The organism is Bacteroides zhangwenhongii, from assembly GCF_009193325.2.
GTDB lineage: Bacteria > Bacteroidota > Bacteroidia > Bacteroidales > Bacteroidaceae > Bacteroides > Bacteroides zhangwenhongii.
Genome location: NZ_CP059856.1, coordinates 88,239 through 111,998, shown reverse-complemented (window position 1 = coordinate 111,998; position 23,760 = coordinate 88,239). Strand labels below are relative to the sequence as shown.

At 38.9% G+C, this 23,760-nt stretch carries 20 protein-coding genes; 12 read left to right on the top strand and 8 right to left on the bottom strand.

All coding sequences use genetic code 11. From position 1 onward, the window contains the following. Positions 1-7 precede the first annotated feature (7 nt). From GD630_RS00505 to GD630_RS00480, 6 genes are all read left to right on the top strand, one after another. Entirely contained in the window at positions 8-1,939 is a 1,932-nt protein-coding gene (locus GD630_RS00505) for a RagB/SusD family nutrient uptake outer membrane protein (protein WP_143865217.1), read from the top strand. A gap of 18 nt (positions 1,940-1,957) precedes the next feature. Continuing rightward, complete coding sequence (locus tag GD630_RS00500; protein WP_143865216.1) at positions 1,958-3,475, top strand: DUF1735 domain-containing protein; 1,518 nt, start codon at positions 1,958-1,960, stop codon at positions 3,473-3,475. Positions 3,476-3,566: 91 nt separating this feature from the next. Further along, positions 3,567-5,606 carry a glucosidase family protein gene (locus tag GD630_RS00495; protein WP_394368244.1) on the top strand — a complete coding sequence of 680 codons (2,040 nt, stop codon included), beginning with the start codon at positions 3,567-3,569 and terminating at the stop codon, positions 5,604-5,606. Between the two features lie 27 nt (positions 5,607-5,633). Next, positions 5,634-7,103: an endo-alpha-N-acetylgalactosaminidase family protein gene (locus GD630_RS00490; protein ID WP_143865215.1), complete on the top strand. Its 1,470-nt coding sequence runs from the start codon at positions 5,634-5,636 to the stop codon at positions 7,101-7,103. Positions 7,104-7,134: 31 nt separating this feature from the next. Then, positions 7,135-9,243: a glutaminase family protein gene (locus GD630_RS00485; RefSeq protein ID WP_143865214.1), complete on the top strand. Its 2,109-nt coding sequence runs from the start codon at positions 7,135-7,137 to the stop codon at positions 9,241-9,243. 22 nt (positions 9,244-9,265) lie between these two features. After that, the gene (locus tag GD630_RS00480) at positions 9,266-11,272 is read left to right on the top strand and encodes a glycoside hydrolase family 97 protein (RefSeq protein WP_143865213.1); all 2,007 of its coding nucleotides are present in this window, start codon (positions 9,266-9,268) and stop codon (positions 11,270-11,272) included. Between the two features lie 77 nt (positions 11,273-11,349). Here the strand turns inward: GD630_RS00480 and GD630_RS00475 are convergent, their stop codons facing one another. The 4 genes from GD630_RS00475 to hemW all read right to left on the bottom strand — a co-directional run bounded on the left by GD630_RS00475 (position 11,350) and on the right by hemW (position 14,061). Then, the gene (locus tag GD630_RS00475) at positions 11,350-11,706 is read right to left on the bottom strand and encodes a hypothetical protein (RefSeq protein WP_004299310.1); all 357 of its coding nucleotides are present in this window, start codon (positions 11,704-11,706) and stop codon (positions 11,350-11,352) included. Positions 11,707-11,998: 292 nt separating this feature from the next. Beyond that, positions 11,999-12,607 carry a lysine exporter LysO family protein gene (locus tag GD630_RS00470; protein WP_004299314.1) on the bottom strand — a complete coding sequence of 203 codons (609 nt, stop codon included), beginning with the start codon at positions 12,605-12,607 and terminating at the stop codon, positions 11,999-12,001. Further along, complete coding sequence (locus tag GD630_RS00465) at positions 12,604-12,891, bottom strand: LysO family transporter (RefSeq protein WP_007767081.1); 288 nt, start codon at positions 12,889-12,891, stop codon at positions 12,604-12,606. The genes GD630_RS00470 and GD630_RS00465 overlap by 4 nt, the downstream gene beginning before the upstream one ends. Positions 12,892-12,927: 36 nt before the next feature. Next, positions 12,928-14,061: a radical SAM family heme chaperone HemW gene (gene hemW, locus GD630_RS00460; protein ID WP_143865211.1), complete on the bottom strand. Its 1,134-nt coding sequence runs from the start codon at positions 14,059-14,061 to the stop codon at positions 12,928-12,930. A gap of 260 nt (positions 14,062-14,321) precedes the next feature. Here hemW and GD630_RS00455 point away from each other — a divergent pair, with 260 nt between their 5' ends. The 3 genes from GD630_RS00455 to rprY all read left to right on the top strand — a co-directional run bounded on the left by GD630_RS00455 (position 14,322) and on the right by rprY (position 19,003). Next, entirely contained in the window at positions 14,322-16,478 is a 2,157-nt protein-coding gene (locus tag GD630_RS00455) for an elongation factor G (RefSeq protein ID WP_143865210.1), read from the top strand. A 265-nt stretch (positions 16,479-16,743) separates the two neighbouring features. After that, entirely contained in the window at positions 16,744-18,300 is a 1,557-nt protein-coding gene (locus tag GD630_RS00450; RefSeq protein WP_007757830.1) for a sensor histidine kinase, read from the top strand. A gap of 1 nt (position 18,301) precedes the next feature. Continuing rightward, on the top strand, positions 18,302-19,003 hold the full coding sequence (gene rprY, locus GD630_RS00445) for a response regulator transcription factor RprY (RefSeq protein WP_007757824.1): 702 nt from the start codon (positions 18,302-18,304) through the stop codon (positions 19,001-19,003). Between the two features lie 79 nt (positions 19,004-19,082). On the opposite strand, the gene GD630_RS00440 is transcribed toward rprY, so the two are convergent. Continuing rightward, positions 19,083-19,259, bottom strand: coding sequence for a hypothetical protein (locus tag GD630_RS00440; protein ID WP_007767078.1), 177 nt, complete (start codon positions 19,257-19,259; stop codon positions 19,083-19,085). Positions 19,260-19,399: 140 nt separating this feature from the next. Continuing rightward, complete coding sequence (locus tag GD630_RS00435) at positions 19,400-19,846, bottom strand: MarR family winged helix-turn-helix transcriptional regulator (protein ID WP_007751940.1); 447 nt, start codon at positions 19,844-19,846, stop codon at positions 19,400-19,402. 161 nt (positions 19,847-20,007) lie between these two features. Here GD630_RS00435 and rpsF point away from each other — a divergent pair, with 161 nt between their 5' ends. From rpsF to rplI, 3 genes are read left to right on the top strand one after another with little or no spacing between them, the layout of a single operon-like run. After that, positions 20,008-20,352 (top strand): 30S ribosomal protein S6, encoded by a 345-nt coding sequence (rpsF, locus tag GD630_RS00430; protein ID WP_005678718.1) that lies wholly within the window; start codon positions 20,008-20,010, stop codon positions 20,350-20,352. A 2-nt stretch (positions 20,353-20,354) separates the two neighbouring features. Beyond that, on the top strand, positions 20,355-20,627 hold the full coding sequence (rpsR, locus tag GD630_RS00425) for a 30S ribosomal protein S18 (protein WP_004307964.1): 273 nt from the start codon (positions 20,355-20,357) through the stop codon (positions 20,625-20,627). A 14-nt stretch (positions 20,628-20,641) separates the two neighbouring features. Then, entirely contained in the window at positions 20,642-21,085 is a 444-nt protein-coding gene (gene rplI, locus GD630_RS00420; protein ID WP_143865209.1) for a 50S ribosomal protein L9, read from the top strand. Positions 21,086-21,248: 163 nt separating this feature from the next. Here the strand turns inward: rplI and GD630_RS00415 are convergent, their stop codons facing one another. Then, positions 21,249-21,470 (bottom strand): hypothetical protein, encoded by a 222-nt coding sequence (locus tag GD630_RS00415; protein ID WP_007767056.1) that lies wholly within the window; start codon positions 21,468-21,470, stop codon positions 21,249-21,251. A gap of 159 nt (positions 21,471-21,629) precedes the next feature. Next, positions 21,630-23,303 (bottom strand): long-chain fatty acid--CoA ligase, encoded by a 1,674-nt coding sequence (locus tag GD630_RS00410; RefSeq protein ID WP_143865208.1) that lies wholly within the window; start codon positions 23,301-23,303, stop codon positions 21,630-21,632. Between the last annotated feature and the right edge of the window lie 457 nt (positions 23,304-23,760).

Sequence of the window (23,760 nt, the reverse complement as noted above, 5' to 3'; positions counted from 1 at the left end):
ATAGACTATGAAGATCATTCAACACATGTTATATTGGGCAAAAATAATATTGCCGGTCTGTTGCTTTACAGCTTGTAATTATTTGGATGTGGTACCTCCTGAAACAGCTGATTTTGATGATACGATGCGTGATAAGGATGATGCTATCGGTTTTCTTTATTCATGCTATTCTGGCACAAATTATAGTGCACCCTGTAATAATTTAGGGGCATTGGAGAGTTCTACGGATGAATTTGTGAGTCCATTGTTGTGGGGGTATCTGGGGCAACAAGTTAGTTGGGACCAACTTTCGTCTACTTATGTTTCAAACTGGGGACCGGCGGCCTTACCTTGGAGTTCTTGTTATGATTATCTAGGGCATTGTCATTTGTTTTTAAAGACATTGGATGAACTGAATCCGGTTGGTGTTTCTCAAAATGACAGGCAGCGTTGGAAAGCTGAAATTTTATTTTTACAGGCATATTATCATTTCCGTTTGTTGGAAGCGTATGGACCTATTCCTATAATTGAACATTATTATTCGCAGAATACACCTAAGTCAGAGTTTCCCGGACGTTCTCATTTTGATTATTGTGTCGATAAAATAGTTGGTTGGTTAGATGAAGCTGCTAAGGTTTTGCCTGCAACAGTAGATGTTAATGACTTAGGCCGTGCCACTTCTGTTGCTAGTAAAGCTTTGAAGGCTAGGGTACTTTTATATGCCGCTTCTCCTTTATGGAATGGTGGTTTCCCTTTTACGGGATGGAAAAATACAAACTATGAAACACCGGGGTATGGAAAGGAGCTAGTGAGTTTGATGTATAGTCGTGATAAATGGGTACGCGCCAAGACAGCATGTCAGGAGGCATTAGATCTGGCATTGGGTGAAGGGGGGAGATCTTTGTTTGATCTTCTTACTTCAGAGAGTCTTCGGAACATGCATCAATTGAATTTGCCTAATATTCCGGGGGTAAGTGATGATTTTAAGAAAAGAGTTATGCAAATGCGTTATATGATGTGTTCTGCAGAAACAGAAGGAAATCGGGAAGTGATTTGGGGAATAGTAACAGATAGATTAAGTACTAATGCGATAGAAGCTGTTCCTCATTGGGTGGTAACAAAGAATGACGGTTCTGCTTGGGGAGGTGTGTGTGCAATGTCTCCATTACTTTATGCTGTGGAGCACTTTTATACAGCTGATGGAAAACTTCCGGAAAATGATTCGCAGTTGCCGAAAGATAGTTGGTTCGAGTCTGCCGGATATACAGGTAGAGAGGATATTATAAAATTGAATACCAAACGTGAACCTCGTTTTTATGCATGGCTATCGTTTGATGGTGATGAATTTGGACAAAAGATATGTGATGGTTCGCCTCTGATTGTACAAGTGAGAAATTCGTTAAAGCAGGGATATAATCCAAGCAAGTTTAATCGCGATAATTGTACTACCGGATATTTCCTTAAGAAATGGGCAGCTCCTAATTTGACATTTCGGAAGGATGGTGGATATAATTATCGTTCAGTACCTACTCCTTTCATTCGGTTGTCAGAGTTATATTTAAGTTTGGCTGAATGCCATGCTGCTTTAGGTGAGCAACAGTCTGCGTTGGATAATTTGAATGAGGTCCGGGAACGTGCAGGTGTTTCTGCAATAGGAGCAAAAGATTTAAATGAAATGTCGTTGATGGATTGGATACGCAATGAACGTTTTGTTGAATTGTTTGCCGAAGGTCACCGTTATTACGATGCACGTCGCTGGATGATTGCTCCACAACTATTTAAGGCTGGAGTACGCGAAGGATTGAATGCAATAGAAAAGGAGAATCCTACTTTTGAAGAGTTTAACCGACGGACAAAAGTGGATCAGCCATTTCAATGGGATGATCGTATGTATTTGCTTCCTGTCAATGCTAGTGAAATTTATAATAACCCGCATTTGATACAAGCTCCTAAATATTAATTTGAAAAATGCTGAAATATGAAAAAATATATTCTGAATATCTGTCTGCTAGGATGCCTGGGGCTACTTATATCTTGTAATGATCTGGATGGAAAGTATGACGAACTGGTTCCGGATGAATATCATAAGATCTTATCAATAAAGGAAACAGGCTCACAAGAGGTTATAATGTCTGTGGAAGAAGAGGTATACGAGTATCAGTTGACAGTAATAAAAGGTGGTTTACGCAAGGATCTGGAGGCAAATGCTTCCTTGGAAGTGCTTACACAGAATGAAGTAGATGTAGAGTATAATGATAAACAGGGGACTAATTATCAGGTCTTGTCTAAGGACATGTATATGATAGTAGATGAGTCTGTATCTATTTCTGGAGATGAAACAGGAAAAACCATTAATGTTACTTTTAAGCCCAAGAAAATCTATGGTGCTGTTAAAGAGGGAGGAGATGGTATGGAATATGTGTTACCGGTTCGTTTAGTTAGTGCCAGCGATTCAGTTAATGCTGATAAGAATAGGGTACTACTTCGATGCAATGTATCTCCTGTAGTTGTATCGTTTGGGGAGAGTAGGGAACAATTGATATTAAACAGTGCTGAAATATCTCATATAGTGCCGGTTAGTATTGTGAAAAAGGGTGCTTTGGCTACTGATGTACAGTTGGAGTTGATTTCTCAATCTGATTTGGATGAAAAATATAGTATTCCTGAAGGAATAGCATATAAAGTTTTGGAATCTGATATGTATGAATTGCCGAATAAACTTATTTCAATGGGTGCATCTGCAACAAATGTGGTTGCTAATATAACTTTTTATCCGGATAAAATTTATGAAGCTAAAAAGAATAATAGTGGAGTGATTTATGTATTGCCTGTCAGATTACTAGCTCTTTCTGAAACAGCTAATACAGATAAAGATGAAATGCTGTTGATTTGTGGTTTCCACACTTATACAAATACGGAAGTGACAGACAAATCGAAGTGGAAGGTTGCTTATGGAACATTAACTTATGAACCGTGGGGACATGCTTATTCTTATCTGTTCGATAGTAATACTTCTAATAATTTCGGTTGGATGGGATATGTAAATGATAGTCATGGCGGGAATTATGGAAATCCGTATATTGTAATTGATCTTGGGGATCCTTATTTCATTGCGCAATTAGGTGTGTTCTCTAAATGGGATGTAAGAGCAGGTGGTGTTAATTTCTATATTACTACTGATGATATAAATGTTTCCTTATCTGATAATGACTGGAATATACTTTCAGGGTATCAAGGAGAAGGGGATGAATATCGAGGACTACATAATCGTCTGAAAGAGTATGACGCTACTGTCAACTGGATAAAGGTTGCTTCTATAAATATTCCGGAGGATGGTCTGTATTGGGGAGAAATACCGAATGATATGCTTGATAATCAGTTGCGAACTCAATATGTGAAGATGGAGGTTATTCCAAGTGGTAATGCTGACCGTACGGCAATTTGGGAGTTTTCTATGAAGAAAGTGACTTCTGTTGACGGACAACCAATTGACTAAGACAATTTCCCATCATCGTATGAAATGATGATTACGATGATGGGATTTATAAATATTACATTTTATGTTCTTGCATTTAAATATACAAAGGATGAAAATTGCTAAACTGGTTATTTTATTTGTGGGGTTATTACCATTCTGTGAAATGGATGGGCAGTCTCGTTGGCAGATTCAATCGGATCAATCGATAAAATGGAGTATAGGACAAAATATTCCCCATTATGATCATATAGAAATGGGGGGGGGAAAGGTCGCTACCGTGCTTCGTTATGGTGTGAATACTGATGGTGCTTTTTCTTTGGAACGTTCGGTGATATGGCCTATGTTGCGTACAGTTCCTAATGATACTCATGCTAGCTTGACTCGTCGTTTTTCTGTTGACTTTTTAGCTATGTTACAGGTAAATGGATTAACCTTGAATAATGAGCAGGTAAAGTCAATACAATTGGATGGAAAGTTGACGGTAGTCAGTGAGTTTACAATCGGACATACAAGAGGGACCAAGGCAGGTGGAGAACTTGTTCCTGCAATAGAATTAACTCGTGTTTTCTTTCCTTCTGTTGACAAGCCGATGTTGTGCGAACGATACACTGTTAAGAATATAGGAAATGAAAAGGTGGAAGTATTGCTTCCTCATTCTCGTGTTGTGTATCAGACAAGGCCGGATCAGGGAGTGGATGGAAGTTATACATTAGTAGCTTCTACTGTTGTAGGTAAAGAGGAGGCTTTTCTACTTGGAAGTGGTGAATCCATCACTTTTGGGGCGTCGGTTCAGGCTTATAAAAGAGGTCAGACAGAACTATTGCCGGATGTAGAGGCAGAGCTTCGTTCACGAGATAGCTTTATAGAGCAGGTATGGAATAGCCTGGAATTTTGTTCTCCTGACACAATTTTGAATACAGCTTTTGCTTTTGCTAAAATCCGTGCATCGGAAAGCATTTATCGTACAAGTGGTGGATTAATGCATGGACCGGGTGGTGAAGCTTATTATGCAGCAATTTGGGCAAACGATCAGGCGGAATATGTTAATCCTTTTTTCCCTTTTCTTGGGTATAAAATAGGTAATGAGGCAGCTATCAATTCTTATCGGCATTTCGCTCGTTTTATGAATCCAGAATACAATCCGATTCCGAGTTCAATAATAGCAGAAGGAAAGGATATCTGGCATGGTGCCGGTGACCGTGGAGATGCGGCGATGATTGCTTATGGTGCAGCACGTTTTGCTTTGGAATTAGGAGATACTGATGTTGCAAATGAATTGTGGCCTCTGATAGAATGGTGTCTGATGTATTGTAAACGAAAACTTAATGCTGAAGGTGTGGTAATTTCAGATACTGATGAGATGGAGAATCGCTTTCCGGCAGGAAATGCAAATCTTAATACATCTACTTTATACTATGACGCTCTTCTTTCTGCCAGCTATTTAAGTAAAGAACTAGGAAAATCTGTATCACTATCTAATGGCTATCGGAAAGAGGCAGAGATATTAAGAAAGAATATAGCTCATTATTTTGAAGCGAATATAGAAGGGTATGAAACATATTGTTATTATAAAGGTAACGATGTGCTTCGTTCTTGGATATGTGTGCCATTAGTAGCTGGTATTTTCGATCGTAAAGAGGGGACTATTAATGCATTACTTTCTCCAAATTTATGGACAGAGAATGGTTTATTATCACAAACGGGAACCTCTACTTATTGGGATCGTCCTGCTTTGTATGCTTTAAGAGGTATTTATGCTGCTGGTGAGCGTGAGAAAGCCACCCGGTATTTGCAACGTTATTCCGTGCAACGATTATTAGGCGATCATGTACCTTATCCGATCGAAGCCTGGCCGGAAGGTAATCAGCGTCATTTGTCAGCAGAAAGCGGTCTTTATTGCCGAATAATTACGGAAGGTATATTTGGTATCCGGCCAATGGGGCTACATGCATTTATGTTGACTCCCCAACTTCCGGCCGAATGGAATTTTATGGAACTCAAAAATGTGTATGCTTTTGGTACAAAGCCTTTTAATATTCGTGTTATTCGGAATGGTGACAGGATCAAGACAGTAATAGAGAGGGAAGGAAAGGTCTGGAAATCATATTCTTCAATGGTTGGAAAATCCATCCAGGTGCGATTAAAATAATATAATAACCATCTAATAAATAATATCATGAGAAATTTTAGTTATCGTCTATGTCTTATATATTTCTTGCTGTTTGTAATGGTATCAACAGTTAGTAGTGCTTGTAGTAATGAAGAGCGAACTTCAGTAATAAAGAATGAGGAAGATGAAGAATTTATTGATAATATTTCGGGAGAGAAATATGACTATACAAAGACTGGAAAACCGGAACGTCCCTATATGCTTTCTTATCATACTTCTATGTTGATGAAAATGTTTCTTGCACAACCTGATCCTCAAGGAGGTACTATCAAGAAATTGGACTATAATGATGTCTTAGAAAATGTGAAGAAAATAGATAATTTAACGCGTGGCATTACGAAAGTAGTATATTTGGTAGGCTGGCAGTTTAATGGACATGATGACAAATACCCTGCCTTTAATGTGTTTAATGAAGCATTAAAAAGACCGGAGGATAAGACTGCTCGTGATAGCTATCTTTGGTTGAAAAAGGAAGCTGCCAAGTATAATACGATAATTTCTGTTCATATCAATTTGACAGATGCTTATACGAATAGTCCTTTGTGGCATACGTATGTGAAAAAGGATTTACTTTGTAGGAATGCGGATGGTACTTTCTTACAATGGGGATCTTATAATAATATGCCAAACTTTCAAGTATGCCTGATTAATGAATGGAAGAAAGGATATACTAAGAAACGTATAGATGAAGTGATAGAGCTGTTGGACTTAACTTCTTCAAAGACGGTACATATTGATGCATTTGAGCCTCGCGAAAGTCCTTTTCATGGATATTCGAAAGAAATGACGACCGAGATTATGAGGAAGGTTTTTCGTTATTGGAGGGATAAAGGGATAGATGTAACAAGTGAGTTTTATAAGGGTTATCAACGCACTGATGCTTTTTATGGTTTACAACCGGCAGCATGGTATAGCGATCTGACTCCTGAAGAACGTTGTACAATTAGTCCGGCATTGGCTTGCGGCGGACGTAGTGGTTTGTATGGGACCATATGGGATACAGCTTTTTTATTTGGTGATAATATGCATGGTGAAGAAATAATAAGTACAAATACGAATTTTACGGAATTTAAAAAGCAATTTTGTATAACTACTTTGCAATGGGCTTACTTGAACCAACATAAAGTAGAAAGTTATAATGCTGATACTAAAACTGTAATCTATTCCGATGGATTAGTTGTAAACGGACAAAATAAAACGCTTATAAAAGACGGAAACCTAGTACGTCGGGATAATAATTTGTTTATCCCTGTAACATGGATAAAAGACCACAAGCAGATTATCGCTTTTTCAGAGAAAGGATACTCTTCTATGAAATGGACGTTGCCTTCTAGTTGGAATGGAATAAAACAGGTGACAATATATCCTGTAACGGAAAATGGATTAGGGGAAGCTCAAGTTCTAGCGGTTAGCAATGGACAGATTACTTTAGCACTGAATGCAAACGAAATGTATTCAATACAACCTGTGGAATAAATAGAATTATCATTTAATATTTGAACTCTATATGAAAATTATAAAATCTCGGATTCTTTCGGGAATAGTAATGATTTTGTTATTGTTAGGTTGCAATAATAAAGAAGTACACTGTGTTGATAAGAATGAGTTGCGCGCTCCTGCTTATCCTTTAGTAACGATAGACCCTTACACTAATGCTTGGTCCTTCGGGGATAATTTGTATGATTCTTCTTTGAAACATTGGACAGGACAAGATTTTCCTTTGATAGGTGTTGTCAAAGTGGATGGAGTACCGTATCGTTTTATGGGGATAGAGGATTATGATTCGATGATGAGTACGAATGGTGATGCTCCGGGTTTGTCCACTGAAGGAGATAGTATATCTTATTTTACACAGACAGCTCGCCAACTCTCTGTTGATGTACAGCCGACAAGGACAATTTATCAGTTTGTTTGTGGCCCGGTTCAATTAGATTTGACCTTTATTGCCCCTCTTTTGATGGATGATCTTGAACTTGTGGCCCGTCCGGTAAATTATCTTTCTTATGAAATGAAAACTGATGATGGTCAAATGCACAATGTAGAACTTTATATAGAAGTGTCTCCACATTGGGCTATGAATCTGCCAAACCAGTCGTCTGTTTCAGAGACTTTTACTAAAGATGGTTTTGTTTTTCTTAAAAGTGGTACGAAACAACAGAATATACTTGGGACGAAGGGAGATGATGTTCGTATTGACTGGGGATATTTCTATTTAGGCACCGATAGGCATAATACTTTTGCTGCTGTTGGAAACCGTAATACACTCCGTGAAAATTTTTTAAAGGGAAATACTGACTTTTATGCTAGTGCGGCTAATACTAAAGGAGAAAATCAACGAATGGCTTTAGTTTGTTCTTTGGGAACTATTAGAAAGTCAGAGGGGCGTTTTTTAATTGGATATGATGATATATTTTCAATTCAGTATTTTGGGGAGAACTTGCGCCCTTACTGGAATCGGAAGGGAACAGAAACAATTCTATCTCAATTCCATAAGGCGAATTCGGATTATGAGAAATTAATAAAGAAATGCATAGCTTTCGATTATCAATTAATGAAAGAGGCAACTGAAGCAGGAGGACGTAGATATGCAGAGCTTTGTGCCTTGGCATATCGTCAGGCAATTTCGGCACATAAATTGGTAGAGGCTCCTAATGGAGATTTACTGTTCCTTTCAAAAGAAAATTCCAGTAATGGATCTATTGGCACAGTGGATATTACTTATCCTTCAGCTCCTTTGTTTCTGCTTTATAATCCGGAACTAGTTAAGGGTATGTTGAATCCTATCTTCTATTATAGCGAGAGTGGTAGATGGACTAAACCGTTTGCTGCTCATGATGTCGGAACTTATCCACTTGCTAATGGTGAGACATATGTTGGAGAAATGCCCATAGAAGAATCTGGTAATATCTTAATTTTAACTGCGTCGATTGCCGCTGTAGAGGGAAATACTGATTATGCCCGAAGACATTGGAAAACATTAACAGCGTGGGCAGATTATTTACTTCATAACGGCCTTGATCCTGCGAACCAACTCTGTACAGATGATTTTGCCGGGCATTTGGCTCATAATGCAAATCTTTCTATAAAAGCAATTTTAGGGGTAGCTTCTTATGGTTATCTGGCTGGTAAGCTAGGCTATAAGGAACAAAGTGAAAGCTATATACAAAAAGCAAAAGAAATGGCTCTGGAATGGGTAAAGATGGCTGATGATGGTGATCATTATAAATTGGCATTTGACAAACCGGGAACATGGAGTCAAAAGTATAATTTGGTGTGGGATAAACTGATGGATTGGCATATATTTCCAGATAAAGTAATACAGACAGAAATACCTTATTATCTTTCAGTACAGAATAAATACGGTCTACCATTGGATAACCGTGAAACTTATACCAAAACTGACTGGATTATGTGGACGGCTACTTTGGCTTCGGATATGGAAACATTCGAAAAATTTGTTGATCCTGTTTATTTGTTTATGACTACAACTCCAGATCGTGTACCGATGACTGACTGGATGTATACGGATCGACCCGAAGTGAAAGTATTCCGTGCACGTTCGGTAGTTGGTGGCTATTATATGAAAATGCTGGAGAGACGTTTAAAAGGTGAATAAAATAAATAATTCGATTGATAAAATGAAAATCAAGTATCAACTGTTGTTATATATTTTGTTGTTACCTGTAGTAAGCTGGGGACAAAAAGTGTTATATGTGCAGTCGCCAGATAGGAAAATTGAACTTCAGGTTATGATAGGTCAAGAATTGGAGATCGCTATTATTCGGAATGGGACAACAGTACTTCAACCGTCTGCGATTGGTATGGATGTCCGTTTTATAGGAATATTAGGAGAAAATCCAAAACTAAAAAGTGTAAGCCGACGTTCAGTGACGGAAAAATTATCATCTCCTATATATATAAAAGATGAGGTTGATAATATTTATAATGAATTGACTGCTAGTTTTAGAGGTAATTATTCGGTTGTTTTCCGTTGTTATAATCAGGGAGTTGCTTATCGTTTTGTAACTGATTTCAAGGAGAGGGAGATTGTTATTAATAATGAGAAGGCTGTTTTTCATTTCCCATCAGGAACTAAAGGGTATGCTGCTTACAGTAATTATGGAGATGATAACGACTTGTCTAGTCAGTATTTAAATTCTTTTGAGAATACTTATGATAATCAATTGTTGTCTCAACTGAATAGTAGACGGTTGATTTTCTATCCTTTTTTAGTGGAACTACCGGATAAATTTGAAAAGATATGTATTACGGAAAGTGACCTGCGCGATTATCCTGGTATGTTTCTGCAAAGTAGTCCTGATAGCTTTTCAATGAAAGGTGTTTGGGCACCTTTACCAGAGAAAACAGTGCAGGGAGGGCATAATCAACTACAGCAAATAGTGGTGAAACGTTATGATTATATTGCCCACACTAATGGAAAGCGTACATTTCCTTGGAGAATATTTACGATAGCTGAACAGGATAGGGAATTGTTGGATAATGATTTGGTTTACTTGTTGGCTACACCTTCCGTACTAAAAGATATTTCATGGATTAAGCCTGGTAAGGTCGCTTGGGATTGGTGGAACGATTGGAATATCTCCAAAGTGGATTTTCGAGCAGGAATTAATAATGAGACATACAAATATTATATTGATTTTGCTGCTATAAATCAGATTAAGTATGTAATTTTGGATGAAGGTTGGGCAGTAAACCAGCAAGCGGATATGTTGCAGGTTATTCCTGAAATTGATTTGACAGAGTTAGTCTCTTATGCTAAAAGTAAGAATGTAGATATTATTTTATGGGCTGGTTATTGGGCATTTCACCGGGATATGGAAAAAGTGGTGAAGCACTATGCAGAAATGGGAGTGAAAGGTTTTAAAGTTGACTTTCTGGATAGGGATGATCAGGATATGATTCGATTTATGTGGGAAGCAGCGGAATTATGTTCCAGATATCACATGATTCTTAACTATCATGGTGCTTGTAAACCTTTTGGTATTCAACGGACTTATCCGAATGTGATGAATTTTGAAGGGGTACATGGATTGGAGCAAATGAAATGGAGACCAATAGAATGTGATCAGGTTACTTATGATTTGCAATTTCCGTTTATACGAATGATGGCAGGACCTGTGGATTATACACAAGGAGCTATGCAGAATGCTGTTCGGGGAAGTTTTTATCCGGTTTATAGTAACCCAATGAGTCAAGGTACGCGATGTCGTCAAATGGCGGAGTATGTAGTCTTTAATTCTCCTTTGAATATGTTATGTGATTCACCTACCCGGTACATGAAAGAACAAGAATGCACTGATTTTATATCATCTGTTCCTACAGTTTGGGATGAGACGCGCTCGTTGGACTGCAAACTTTCTCATTATATTCACATTGCTCGTCGTAAAGGAGATGTATGGTATGTAGGGGGGATGAATGATTGGTCGATTCGTGAGACTCTGGTTGATTTATCTTTTTTGCCGAATGCAGATTATTATGTAGAAATCTTTTATGATGGTTTAAATTCGGATAGAAATGCTTCCGACTATCGTAAAGTAATAAAAAAGTTACCAGTTGATAGGAAGCTTAAAATTGTAATGTATCCGGGGGGCGGATATGCGATAAAGATAAAACCATGTGAATAGATGAGGATAAAGAGGAATAAAAAAAGTGGAAGCCCAAACTGGCTTCCACCCTCTCTCTCTTTTGCATATTACTCATTTTACTTATTCAGTTCAATACCTTTATTCTGTAAAGTGATGTTCATCAATGCAGCATACTTGGCATACTGTTCAGCACTAAGAGTCTTTCTCATCAGCTTCAAGTTACCATAAACAGCGTTACGCAATTTAGCTTCTTTATCTTTCTTTGCTGTTGTGGCTCTTGACATCTGTTCGGAGAAATAATCGCAGATGTTTGCAACCTCTTCACTCTGAACTGAATTCAAGTTCAAATATTTACCTAATTTACTAACATTGATGTTACCTTCCCATTTTGCAGTTGTAGGTTGATTTCCGGCTGCAAATGTTGTAGCAGCAAGGCAGAGCGCTGCCACTAATGTTAATCCTAAACGTTTCATAATACCTACTTTTTTAATTGTTATACCTAAAAATTATTCCTAAAAACAAATCTAATACCTATTGAAAATTAGTCTAAGCGCTTAGTTTTTTCTTTTTACCTATGCAAATATAAGAATATGTTTTATAGCATAAAAATAAAGAAAAGGAAAAGATTCTATTTAGCCTCATTTCTTGATGTAAGTCAAGAGATGATATGCTTTTTGATACAAAAACGGTTCTTTATGAAATATATTTGTAATACGTGTGCGAAAACGATAGTGGAAATAATCTGCTTTTTAGGATTTATTCCTATTAAAATGATATTGAACAAAGGAACGTGACTAGGAAAGGAACACTGAAATCAACAACAAAACCATGGAAAATGGAAATGATTACAAATTCTTTTCCCGAATATCGGGTAATAATAGGAAGAGTGGTATCCATTGTAGTGGCTCCACCAACAGAAATAGGGGCTAGCTTTCCGAAATACTTCACTAATAATGGCGCACACAGCAAAGCGATGATTTCACGCATGATATTGGAAAGTAACGCAATAGTTCCCAATTCGGGACCCTTGTATTCGGTAATGAAAATGCTGGAAAGTGAATAATAGCCAAATCCGGCTCCGACTGCCATACAGTCTAAAGGACCTCGTTGGCTCATAAAGGCTCCTGCTACGGCGCAGCCTGCTAATGTGCCAATGATCGTCATGATGGGAAGGAATACAAGCCGCGGATTTAGGGAGCGAAAACTCTTCAATGTATTCGGATCGTTGCCGATACTGATGCCTACGCAGAACATGAGTCCGCAGAGGGCATAGTAACTGAGCTTGCTGTCGGTGAAGTCGTATGGAATGAGATGATAAACTCCGCAGAGGGTACCGATAATGAAGAAAGAGATGATAATCAGACTGCCTTTCATGCTTCTGTCTCCTTTCTTTTATTCCTTATATATAATAGGTACCATAGCCCCCATGCGCATAAAATGCTTCCTATGACAGCTGCAAGAGTAATGATTGCAGCTTCAATTCCGAGTGTGTGTAATCCTTTAACAATGGCTTCATTTCCGCCGACATCTATTCCTAGCAGGAATAGCAGTACCCATATAAGGAGCGTAATAATTTTGTGTATCCATGTCAACCGTTTGCTGCGTAGAAGGTAGCCGATAAGCATTCCTGTCAGCATGATTCCGATGATAATAAACATAGTTCGTACGTATTTTTGGTTGCAAAGATAAATCTTTTAATTATCTACCCAAAGCAAATCGCTCATGATGCTGTCGGAAATGAATATCCCTTTACGGGTCAGTCGCAGTGCTCCATTATGTTCTTCCAATTTCCCATTATCCAAATAAGGTGCAGCCATTCTTCGGCAATATTCCCACATCTCGTTACCGAACATCTGTTTCAACTTTTCTATCGGAGCTCCCCATGTGGTACGTATTGTAGTGATGATAAATTCATTGTAGCGGGTTGTTTGGTCCAGATATTCGATTTCAAAGGCACGTTGGTGCTCCTCTATACCTTTTATATATGCATCGATAGAAGATATGTTCCATTCTCTTGTTGCTCCGTCAAAAGAATGCGCTGATGGTCCGCAACCCAGATAAGGTATACCTTTCCAGTAAGATGTGTTATGGCGGGAATATTTGTCGGGTCGGCAGAAATTGGAGATTTCATAATGCTCAAATCCCGCTTTCTGCAGTTCCTCTATCAATAAGGTGAAAAACTCCAGGCTGGAATCTTCGTCCACTTCGGATATCCGGTGCTGTTTTAACATCTTATATATAAGTGTATCTTCTTCGTAAATCAAGTGGTAGGCAGAGATGTGTTCCACATTTAGGGCGATAGCCTGTCGGAGGTCATTTTCCCAACGCTCTTTTGTTTCGCCCGGCAGTCCGTATATAAGGTCAATACTGATATTACGGAATCCTGCCTCCCGGCATCTGCTGACGGCTTCAATGGCAGCACGGGCATTGTGGCGTCGTTTTAGTAATTTGAGCGTATTGTCATCGAAAGTCTGTATCCCCATGCTTAGACGGTTGAACGGGAGAGAAGAAAGCATCCCTAGATATTCGGATGTCAGGTCGTCGGGATTGGCTTCCAAAGTGATTTCCTGGCAATGGTTCAGTCCATAATGTGTCCGGATGGTTTCAAATATCAGTTCAAAATCTTCCTTTTCCAATTGCGACGGTGTCCCGCCGCCGAAATAAACGGTTTCTATATCTTCTCTTTTCAGATATTCTTTCCGCATTTCCAACTCCCGGCAGAGTGCTTGTACGTAGCGTGATTTCAGTTCATTGCGTGTAGTTGAGTAAAAATCGCAATAGATGCAACGAGTCTTGCAGAAAGGGATGTGGAGATAAATACCTGCCATAGCTATGTCGTTTGGATTTTGTGGCTGTAAAAGTAAGATTATTATCTGATATATCAAAAGACTGTTTACCAAATAACTGAATAGCGTTAGAATTCCATTTATACTCAAGTAAAAAGGTTCATGATAAAGATGTGTTACATAACATTGTTTAGTAACACCACCGTAAGTGTTGCTTTTCCCCCAATTAATCCCTAATTTGCGCATCACAAATTAATGGTATGTGAGAAACATACTGAGTAATTACTAAAATCTTATATATTATGAAAGTATATCAGACTAATGAAATCAAGAACATTGCCTTGTTAGGAAGTTCTGGCTCTGGGAAAACCACTCTCGTGGAAGCGATGCTTTTCGAGAGTGGTGTTATAAAACGTCGCGGATCTGTTGCCGCCAAAAACACTGTTAGTGATTATTTCCCTGTTGAACAAGAGTATGGTTACTCCGTTTTCTCCACCGTTCTCCATGTAGAATGGAATAATAAAAAACTTAATATTATTGACTGTCCGGGTTCGGACGACTTTGTAGGCAGTACAGTAACTGCATTAAATGTGACCGACACTGCAATTATTCTTCTCAATGGCCAATACGGCGTCGAAGTCGGTACACAAAATCACTTCCGATATACAGAAAAACTGAATAAACCTGTTATTTTTCTAGTCAACCAGCTTGATAATGAAAAATGCGACTATGATAATATCCTCGAACAATTGAAAGAGGCTTACGGTTCTAAGGTTGTTCCCATCCAATACCCTATCAGTACAGGACCGGGCTTTAATGCTTTGATTGATGTGCTGTTGATGAAGAAATATTCGTGGAAGCCCGAAGGAGGCGCTCCGACGATTGAAGATATTCCGGCAGAAGAAATGGATAAGGCTATGGAAATGCACAAAGCATTGGTCGAGGCTGCTGCTGAAAATGATGAAGGACTGATGGAAAAATTCTTTGAACAAGAATCTCTTTCGGAGGATGAAATGCGCGAAGGTATCCGTAAGGGATTGATAGCCAGAGGTATGTTCCCTGTATTTTGTGTCTGTGGAGGTAAGGATATGGGCGTTCGCCGCTTGATGGAATTCTTGGGCAACGTTGTTCCTTTTGTCTCTGAAATGCCGAAAGTTCAGAACACGGAAGGCAAGGAGGTAGCTCCGGATGCCAACGGACCGGAATCTCTTTATTTCTTCAAGACCAGTGTGGAGCCGCATATCGGTGAGGTTTCCTATTTTAAAGTAATGAGCGGTAAAGTTCATGAGGGAGACGATCTTCTGAATGCTGATCGTGGCTCGAAAGAACGTATTGCGCAGATTTATGTGGTAGCCGGTGGTAACCGCATAAAAGTGGAGGAACTTCAGGCGGGTGATATCGGTGCCGCTGTGAAACTGAAAGATGTGAAAACCGGTAATACATTGAATGGTAAAGATTGCGATTATAAATTTAACTTTATCAAATATCCGAACTCAAAATATTCTCGTGCCATCAGACCGGTGAATGAAGCGGATGTGGAAAAGATGATGACTATCTTGAACCGTATGCGTGAGGAAGATCCGACTTGGGTTATCGAACAGTCTAAAGAACTGAAACAGACATTAGTGCATGGGCAGGGCGAGTTTCATCTCCGTACGTTGAAATGGCGCCTGGAAAACAATGAAAAACTCCAGGTGAAATACGAGGAACCGAAGATTCCGTATCGTGAAACTATCACGAAAGCTGCGCGTGCCGACTATCGTCACAAGAAACAATCGGGTGGTGCCGGTCAGTTTGGTGAGGTTCATCTGATTGTAGAACCCTATAAAGAAGGTATGCCTGTGCCCGATACGTATAAATTCAACGGACAGGAGTTCAAGATTAATGTGAAAGGTACGGAAGAAGTTCCATTGGAATGGGGAGGTAAACTGGTGTTTATCAACAGTATCGTCGGTGGTTCTATCGATGCACGTTTCTTGCCTGCCATAATGAAGGGAATCATGTCCCGTATGGAACAAGGACCGTTGACAGGTTCGTATGCCCGTGATGTACGTGTGATTGTGTACGATGGAAAGATGCACCCGGTGGATTCTAATGAAATTTCTTTCATGCTTGCCGGACGTAATGCCTTTAGTGAAGCCTTTAAGAATGCAGGTCCGAAGATTCTGGAACCCATTTATGATGTGGAAGTATTTGTGCCGTCTGACAGAATGGGCGATGTGATGGGGGATCTTCAGGGACGTCGTGCCATGATTATGGGTATGAGTAGTGAGAAAGGCTTTGAGAAACTGGTTGCAAAAGTACCTCTGAAAGAAATGTCGTCTTACTCTACAGCTCTTAGCTCGCTGACCGGCGGACGTGCTTCGTTTATCATGAAGTTCTCTAGTTATGAGCTTGTTCCGACGGATGTTCAGGATAAGTTGATTAAGGATTTTGAAGCTAAGCAGACAGAAGAATAACGTGTAATTCTCTTAATACTGTTAAAACCGTCATCTTTTTTAAGTAAAAGGTGGCGGTTTTTGTTTAACTATGATTAATAAAGATGGAAAAACGCAAGGAAAAGATTTAATTTTTTATTAAATTTGCAAACCAAAGTGGGGACTTTATTGTTGTAGTAATCAAAATACAACCTAAATGGCTCTATACGGTTAATTTCCGGGAAGTTCCGGTTAAATCAAGTTAATGCATTAGGAGTGTTAATTAGGGAGTGTTAATTTTGTTGCTATGAAGAAGTCAACAATTTGGATATTAGGTATTGTAATGGGGCTTTCATTCCTCAGTTTACTGTATTTACAGGTCAGTTATATTGAGGAAATGATGAAAACCCGGAAGGAACAGTTTGATATGGCTGTGCGCAATAGTCTGGATCAGGTTTCTAAGGATGTGGAATATGCGGAAACGCAACGTTGGTTGATTGAGGATATTTCTGAAGCGGAAAGAAAAGCGTTGATTGAGAACAATCCTTCGCTGCAACAGAATAATATGGTTCAGCAGACGCAACGTTTTACGATGAAGTCTAAAGATGGAAAGGTTTATACGGATTTTGAATTGAAGGTGATGACTACCAAACCATCCGAACTTCCGAAAGCTATGATCTCTCCTTATAGAGGATCAAAAACGATTCCGGAGACTTCGCGTTCACTGATTGAGGCTATCAAGAACCGATATATGTATCAACGTGAGCTACTTAATGAAGTGGTCTGGCAGATGATTTATCGGGCAAGTGACAAGTCGATCGGAGATAGAGTACGGTTTGGTGATTTAAACGGTTACTTGAAATCGAATCTGTATAATAATAATATAGACCTGCCTTTTCACTTTACGGTGATTGACAAGGATGGAAAGGAAGTCTATCGTTGTGCGGATTATGATCCGAAGGGAAATGATGAAGTGTACCAGCAGGCCTTGTTTAAAAATGATCCGCCTGCGAAGATGAGTGTACTGAACGTACATTTTCCGGGAAGAAGAGATTATCTTTTTGATTCGATCAGTTTCATGATTCCGTCGTTGATATTTACAATGGTGTTGTTGGTGACATTCATTTTTACGATTTATATCGTGTTCCGTCAGAAGAAATTGACGGAGATGAAGAACGACTTTATCAATAATATGACGCATGAGTTTAAGACTCCGATCTCCACCATTTCGCTGGCGGCGCAGATGTTGAAAGATCCGGCGGTTGGAAAATCTCCGCAGATGTTCCAGCATATATCGGGGGTTATAAATGATGAAACCAAACGCCTGCGTTTTCAAGTGGAAAAGGTGCTCCAAATGTCGATGTTCGACCGGCAGAAGGCAACTTTGAAGATGAAGGAAATCGATGCGAACGAACTGATAACGGGAGTTGTCAATACCTTTGCCTTGAAAGTGGAACGGTATAATGGAAAGATAACATCGAACCTTGAGGCGACCGATCCTGTTATATTTGCAGACGAGATGCATATTACGAATGTCATCTTTAATCTGATGGATAATGCGGTGAAGTATAAAAAGCCGGATGAGGATTTGGAATTGAACGTGAGAACATGGAATGAATCAGGTAAACTGATGATTTCGATACAGGATAATGGTATTGGTATCAAGAAGGAAAACCTGAAAAAGATATTTGAAAAGTTCTATCGTGTGCATACGGGTAATCTGCACGATGTGAAGGGCTTTGGACTGGGATTGGCTTATGTGAAGAAAATTATTGTCGATCATAAGGGAACCATCCGGGCTGAAAGTGACCTGAATGTAGGAACTAAATTTATTATTGCATTACCTTTATTAAAAAATAATTGATATGGACGAGAAACTGCGTATTTTATTATGCGAGGATGACGAAAATCTTGGCATGCTTTTAAGAGAATATTTACAGGCAAAAGGTTATTCTGCTGAGTTATATCCTGATGGAGACGCCGGTTATAAGGCTTTCTTGAAGAATAAATATGACTTGTGCGTGTTTGACGTAATGATGCCTAAGAAAGATGGCTTCACATTGGCACAGGATGTCCGTGCAGCGAACGCTGAGATTCCTATTATTTTCCTGACAGCAAAAACGCTGAAGGAAGATATTCTGGAAGGATTTAAGATTGGTGCGGATGATTATATCACCAAGCCGTTTAGTATGGAAGAACTGACATTCAGAATTGAAGCGATCTTGAGACGTGTTCGCGGAAAGAAGAACAAAGAAAGTAATATCTATAAGATTGGTAAGTTTACTTTTGATACCCAGAAGCAGATTCTGGCAACGGAGGGTAAGCAGACTAAGTTGACTACAAAAGAATCTGAGTTACTTGGCTTACTTTGCGCACATGCAAATGAAATCTTGCAGCGTGACTTTGCTTTGAAGACTATCTGGATTGATGATAATTATTTCAATGCCCGCAGTATGGATGTGTATATTACGAAACTGCGTAAACATTTGAAAGAAGATGATTCTATCGAGATTATCAATATTCACGGAAAAGGCTACAAGCTGATTACGCCGGAAGTTGAATCTTAATGCGATTTACTTCTTGATAATTGAAATAAAAAATCCCGGAAACATTCGTTTCCGGGATTTTTTATTGATTTCTGTGAGATTAATCAGCGATCTTCTTATTGATAACAATATAAGAAATGAGTCCCAGTACTACTAATACTACTGAGCTGCCCAATATGGCATTGTTGTTTACATTGCCTGTAAAGGAACAAGCCAGCAGGATGACTACTCCGACCAAGATTAAAATCAATCCCAAGTTCTTTAATAAGCCTTTCATGTGTGTGTATTTTAATAGATTATTATATTCCAGTCACAAATTAAAGCATAATTCTTTAACGAGCGAAATTATTTAAATAAAAAATCCATTATAAAGATAGGATTTAGTGGATTTTATGATTTAAACGGTTGTTTCTCTGTTTAATCTTTCGTGTTGAAGAATACCTTTTTCAATACTTCCTGTCCGATACTCAATTCGTCGAGAGTAATGCCGTGAAGCGCCTCTTTCAAAGTCTGTCCGGCAATAATGCGCGCTTTTTCTTCCAGCTCTTTGCCGTCTTTGGTCAGATGAATCAGATTGGTGCGGCGGTCTCTCTTGTCCGAGATACGGACAACAAGGTGCTGCCGTTCCATATTATCTATCAAACGGGTCATACTGGGTTTGTCTTTAAAAGTTGCATTGCACAACTCTTGTTGTGTAACACCGTCTTTTTCCCATAAGAAAATGAGTACCGTCCATTGCTCCGGGCTGATTTCTAAACCGTTCTGGCGGAAGTTACGGTATAGTTTCCGGTTAATTGCCGCAGAAACTTTACCATTTAATATGGCGAATATAAGCCGGATGTCGAAGTTAAATTGCTCTATCATGAAATTATTGTTTAAACAACTTTGCAAAGTTAGTTACTTCCGGGATAAATCCTATCTTCTTGATACAAAAAAAGATTAAATGTTTGCAGTTCAAAATAAATTGCCTAACTTTGCACCCGCATTTTTAAATCAAATAATTTATTTATTTAATTAAACGAAGTATGAATCAATACGAAACCGTTTTCATTTTAACTCCCGTTTTATCTGATGTTCAGATGAAGGAAGCGGTAGAGAAATTCAAAGGTATTCTTCAAGCTGAAGGTGCTGAGATTATCAATGAAGAAAACTGGGGACTGAAGAAATTGGCTTATCCAATTCAGAAGAAGTCTACAGGTTTCTATCAGCTGATTGAGTTCAATGCAGATCCTACTGTAATTGACAAGTTGGAAGTAAACTTCCGTCGTGATGAACGCGTTATCCGTTTCTTGACTTTCAAGATGGATAAGTATGCTGCTGAATATGCTGCAAAAAGAAGAAGTGTTAAATCAAACAAAAAGGAGGATTAATCATGGCACAACAAGTTCAATCAGAAATCAGATACTTAACTCCGCCGTCAGTAGACGTTAAGAAGAAAAAATATTGCCGTTTCAAAAAAAGCGGTATTAAGTACATCGACTACAAAGATCCTGAATTTTTGAAGAAATTCTTGAATGAACAAGGTAAAATCCTTCCGCGTCGTATCACAGGTACTTCTTTGAAGTTCCAACGTCGTATCGCGCAGGCTGTGAAGAGAGCTCGTCACTTGGCATTACTGCCTTATGTAACTGACATGATGAAATAAGAAGGAGGAAAAGTATGGAAATTATTTTAAAAGAAGACGTAGTAAACTTGGGTTATAAGAACGATATCGTAAACGTGAAATCCGGATACGGTCGTAATTATCTGATCCCGACTGGAAAAGCTGTCATCGCTTCTCCTTCTGCAAAAAAAATGTTGGCTGAAGAACTGAAACAACGTGCTCACAAGCTTGAAAAAATCAGAAAAGATGCTGAAGCTGTTGCTGCTAACTTGGAAGGCGTTACTTTGACTATTGCAACTAAAGTTAGCTCAACAGGTACTATCTTTGGTTCTGTTGGTAACATTCAGATTGCTGAAGCATTGGCTAAATTGGGCCATGAAATCGACAGAAAGATTATCGTTGTGAAAGACGCAGTGAAAGAAGTTGGTAACTATAAAGCTATTGTTAAGCTTCACAAGGAAGTTTCTGTAGAAATTCCTTTCGAAGTAGTTGCTGAATAAATATAATAGCTATTACATTATAGTGAAGGCGGTTTATCTTGAATGGGTAAACCGCCTTTATTCTTTGTTGTAATCCGAAATCATTTGTAATATAAGAACATAAAAAAAGTCTGTGCATGCTTTCGCATGTCAGACTTTCAATTCTCTCTAGCTTGTAACTGAATTATTCAGCTACTACAGTTTCAGTTGCTTCTACTGCTACGCTATCAACAGTTGTTGTGTCAGCTGCTGCTGCTTCTTCAGCTGCTGCTGCTTCTACTGCTGCGATTGAGTCAGCGATACGGATAGAATCTGCTGTTGCTTTTGCTGCGTCAGCTGCTTTGTTACCACAAGATGCGAATGATACTGCTACGATAGCTACTGCCATCAAAACTAATTTTTTCATTTTCTTTGCTTTTTAAAAACGTAATACAATCAATTGCTTTATTAAAACGCTGCAAAGGTATGTACTTTTTCGATATGTTGTTCTCGAAAAGCCAACTTTTTTTATATATTTTTTTGTAACTGCCCGCTTTCCCTTTCTTTCCCTATGTTTTAGAACATGTTAATCGACAGCTATACTGTTATATAGGTATCTTTTAATGCTCCTTTTCGGTGTTTTTTCAAATTCAGTAGGATAGAGTTGTATCTTGCTTATCTTTTCGTAAGCGGCTACATTGTTGTTCAAGTTCTTAAGGTTCTCATCCATGATAGTTTTCAGATTATCCGGATTGTTCAGTCCGAGAGAATCCAATGCCTCATAGTCAGCATAGACGAGTGCTACCAATTTCTTGTTACGTTCGATAACGATACTTTCCAAAATAAAAGGAAGGTTATTTAGTTTCGTTTCCAGCTCTTCCGGGAAAATGTTCTGCCCACTTGAACTTAAAATCATTGTTTTAAGTCGTCCGCGAATGAAAATGTTACCGTTGGCATCCATTGTTCCGAGGTCACCGGTACGTAACCAGCCGTCTTCAGTGAATACTTCCCGTGTCGCTTCCGGATTCTTGTAGTATCCTGTCATTGTATTTTCTCCGCGTACCTGTATTTCCCCTATTTCGGCTTCCGGGTTTTCTTTGTAGATACGAGCTTCCATGATGTCCAGAATCTTTCCGGAGGAACCTAGTACAAATTCATTCCAAGGTGCATAGCTGATAAGAGGTCCACACTCGGTCATTCCATAACCAATGGTAAAGGGAAACTTAATCTTGTAGAAGAACTCTTCCACCTCTTTATCCATAGCTGCTCCACCGATAATGATTTCCTTGAACCGTCCACCCAATGCGTCAATCAGTCTTTTGCGGATTTGATTGTAAATCTGATTATCGAGCAGAGGAATGTTCAGTGCCCACTTCATTCCTTTTTTATTGATAAGAGGCTGAATAATATTTTTATATATCTTTTCGATGACTAGGGGAACAGTGATAATCAGATTAGGTTTCACTTCCTCAAAAGCCTTCATGATAATTTTGGGAGAAGGAGTTTTTCCGAGTAAGGTGACATGAGTACCGACTGCTGTTGCTGTCAGAAAGTCGAATGCGCAACCATACGCATGAGCAAGCGGAAGAAATGAGAGCACTTTGTCTCCTTTTTTAAGTAACTCAGTCCGAATACCGAAAGTGACATTTCCGGCAAGGTTATTGCCTGTCAGCATTACGCCTTTGCTGAAGCCGGTAGTACCTGAGGTGTAATTCAGCAACATAATCTTGTCATTAGAGAGGGTGGTGTACTGAATATCCTCGCGGGTAAATCCCTTAGGATAAGCAGAATGCATTTCTTTGTCGAGGTTCTTTAGGAACTTTTGTATGGTTTCTCCGTCGCGCTGATACAGACAACGATAATCAGTCAATGAGAACACTCCCCGCAGCCCTATAAGTTTTTCCTCTTCCAGATTTTCCCAGATATTGTCACTGGTAAACAGAAAGACAGATTCGGAGTGATTGACGATATGATGGACATCATTGGGGGTAAAGTCTTGCAGGATAGGGACAATAATTGCTCCATAAGTGATTGTAGCCATATAAGCAATGCACCAATGAGCATTATTTTTGCCGATAACCGATATTTTATCTCCTCTGCGAAGACTACAATGCTTGAATAACAGATGTAAACGGGCGATTTCTTCGGCTACTTGGCCATAAGTATATTGGGTATTTTCTCCATAATCTGTATAGCAAGGCAGATCCCAATTCTCACGAAAACTATTTTCGTACAGTTTAATGAAATTCTCTTTAATCATTGCACGTTTTTTAGTGAATTGTGCAAAAATAGGAATAAACTTTCGTATCCAAAAGTGTTTTACTAATAATAATGTGTAACTTTGCACTCCGAAGTTACGAAAAGAGTGTAATTTATTGGAAATGAGCGTAGGTTAATTGCTCTTGATAGTAATAGGTTACGATTTAGTTAGTTATCTACTGCATTATCCTTCTGCGCGTTGCGTAACCTTCAAAGAACTCTTCGTATGCAAAAGTAGCTATTTAATTCGAGATTTTGATATAAACTCCCGTTTTTTATCCCCTCATTCATAAGAATTTTCCGTAAAAGCGGTATTGTCCGTCGGCACACCATTGCCCAAAACGAGTTTGGAACAAACGTGTGCCGACTACCGCATAGCTGGAGAAAAGGGCATTGCCTCACGCCTAAACGATGTTTAGACAGATGAAGCAATGCCCCTTTCTTTTGCGCCTATGCCA

Coding starts and splice junctions, on each gene's coding strand:
- GD630_RS00505 (WP_143865217.1), top strand. CDS start 8: ATGAAGATCATTCAACACATGTTATATTGGGCAAAAATAATATTGCCG.
- GD630_RS00500 (WP_143865216.1), top strand. CDS start 1,958: ATGAAAAAATATATTCTGAATATCTGTCTGCTAGGATGCCTGGGGCTA.
- GD630_RS00495 (WP_394368244.1), top strand. CDS start 3,567: ATGAAAATTGCTAAACTGGTTATTTTATTTGTGGGGTTATTACCATTC.
- GD630_RS00490 (WP_143865215.1), top strand. CDS start 5,634: ATGAGAAATTTTAGTTATCGTCTATGTCTTATATATTTCTTGCTGTTT.
- GD630_RS00485 (WP_143865214.1), top strand. CDS start 7,135: ATGAAAATTATAAAATCTCGGATTCTTTCGGGAATAGTAATGATTTTG.
- GD630_RS00480 (WP_143865213.1), top strand. CDS start 9,266: ATGAAAATCAAGTATCAACTGTTGTTATATATTTTGTTGTTACCTGTA.
- GD630_RS00475 (WP_004299310.1), bottom strand. CDS start 11,706: ATGAAACGTTTAGGATTAACATTAGTGGCAGCGCTCTGCCTTGCTGCT.
- GD630_RS00470 (WP_004299314.1), bottom strand. CDS start 12,607: ATGAAAGGCAGTCTGATTATCATCTCTTTCTTCATTATCGGTACCCTC.
- GD630_RS00465 (WP_007767081.1), bottom strand. CDS start 12,891: ATGTTTATTATCATCGGAATCATGCTGACAGGAATGCTTATCGGCTAC.
- hemW (WP_143865211.1), bottom strand. CDS start 14,061: ATGGCAGGTATTTATCTCCACATCCCTTTCTGCAAGACTCGTTGCATC.
- GD630_RS00455 (WP_143865210.1), top strand. CDS start 14,322: ATGAAAGTATATCAGACTAATGAAATCAAGAACATTGCCTTGTTAGGA.
- GD630_RS00450 (WP_007757830.1), top strand. CDS start 16,744: ATGAAGAAGTCAACAATTTGGATATTAGGTATTGTAATGGGGCTTTCA.
- rprY (WP_007757824.1), top strand. CDS start 18,302: ATGGACGAGAAACTGCGTATTTTATTATGCGAGGATGACGAAAATCTT.
- GD630_RS00440 (WP_007767078.1), bottom strand. CDS start 19,259: ATGAAAGGCTTATTAAAGAACTTGGGATTGATTTTAATCTTGGTCGGA.
- GD630_RS00435 (WP_007751940.1), bottom strand. CDS start 19,846: ATGATAGAGCAATTTAACTTCGACATCCGGCTTATATTCGCCATATTA.
- rpsF (WP_005678718.1), top strand. CDS start 20,008: ATGAATCAATACGAAACCGTTTTCATTTTAACTCCCGTTTTATCTGAT.
- rpsR (WP_004307964.1), top strand. CDS start 20,355: ATGGCACAACAAGTTCAATCAGAAATCAGATACTTAACTCCGCCGTCA.
- rplI (WP_143865209.1), top strand. CDS start 20,642: ATGGAAATTATTTTAAAAGAAGACGTAGTAAACTTGGGTTATAAGAAC.
- GD630_RS00415 (WP_007767056.1), bottom strand. CDS start 21,470: ATGAAAAAATTAGTTTTGATGGCAGTAGCTATCGTAGCAGTATCATTC.
- GD630_RS00410 (WP_143865208.1), bottom strand. CDS start 23,303: ATGATTAAAGAGAATTTCATTAAACTGTACGAAAATAGTTTTCGTGAG.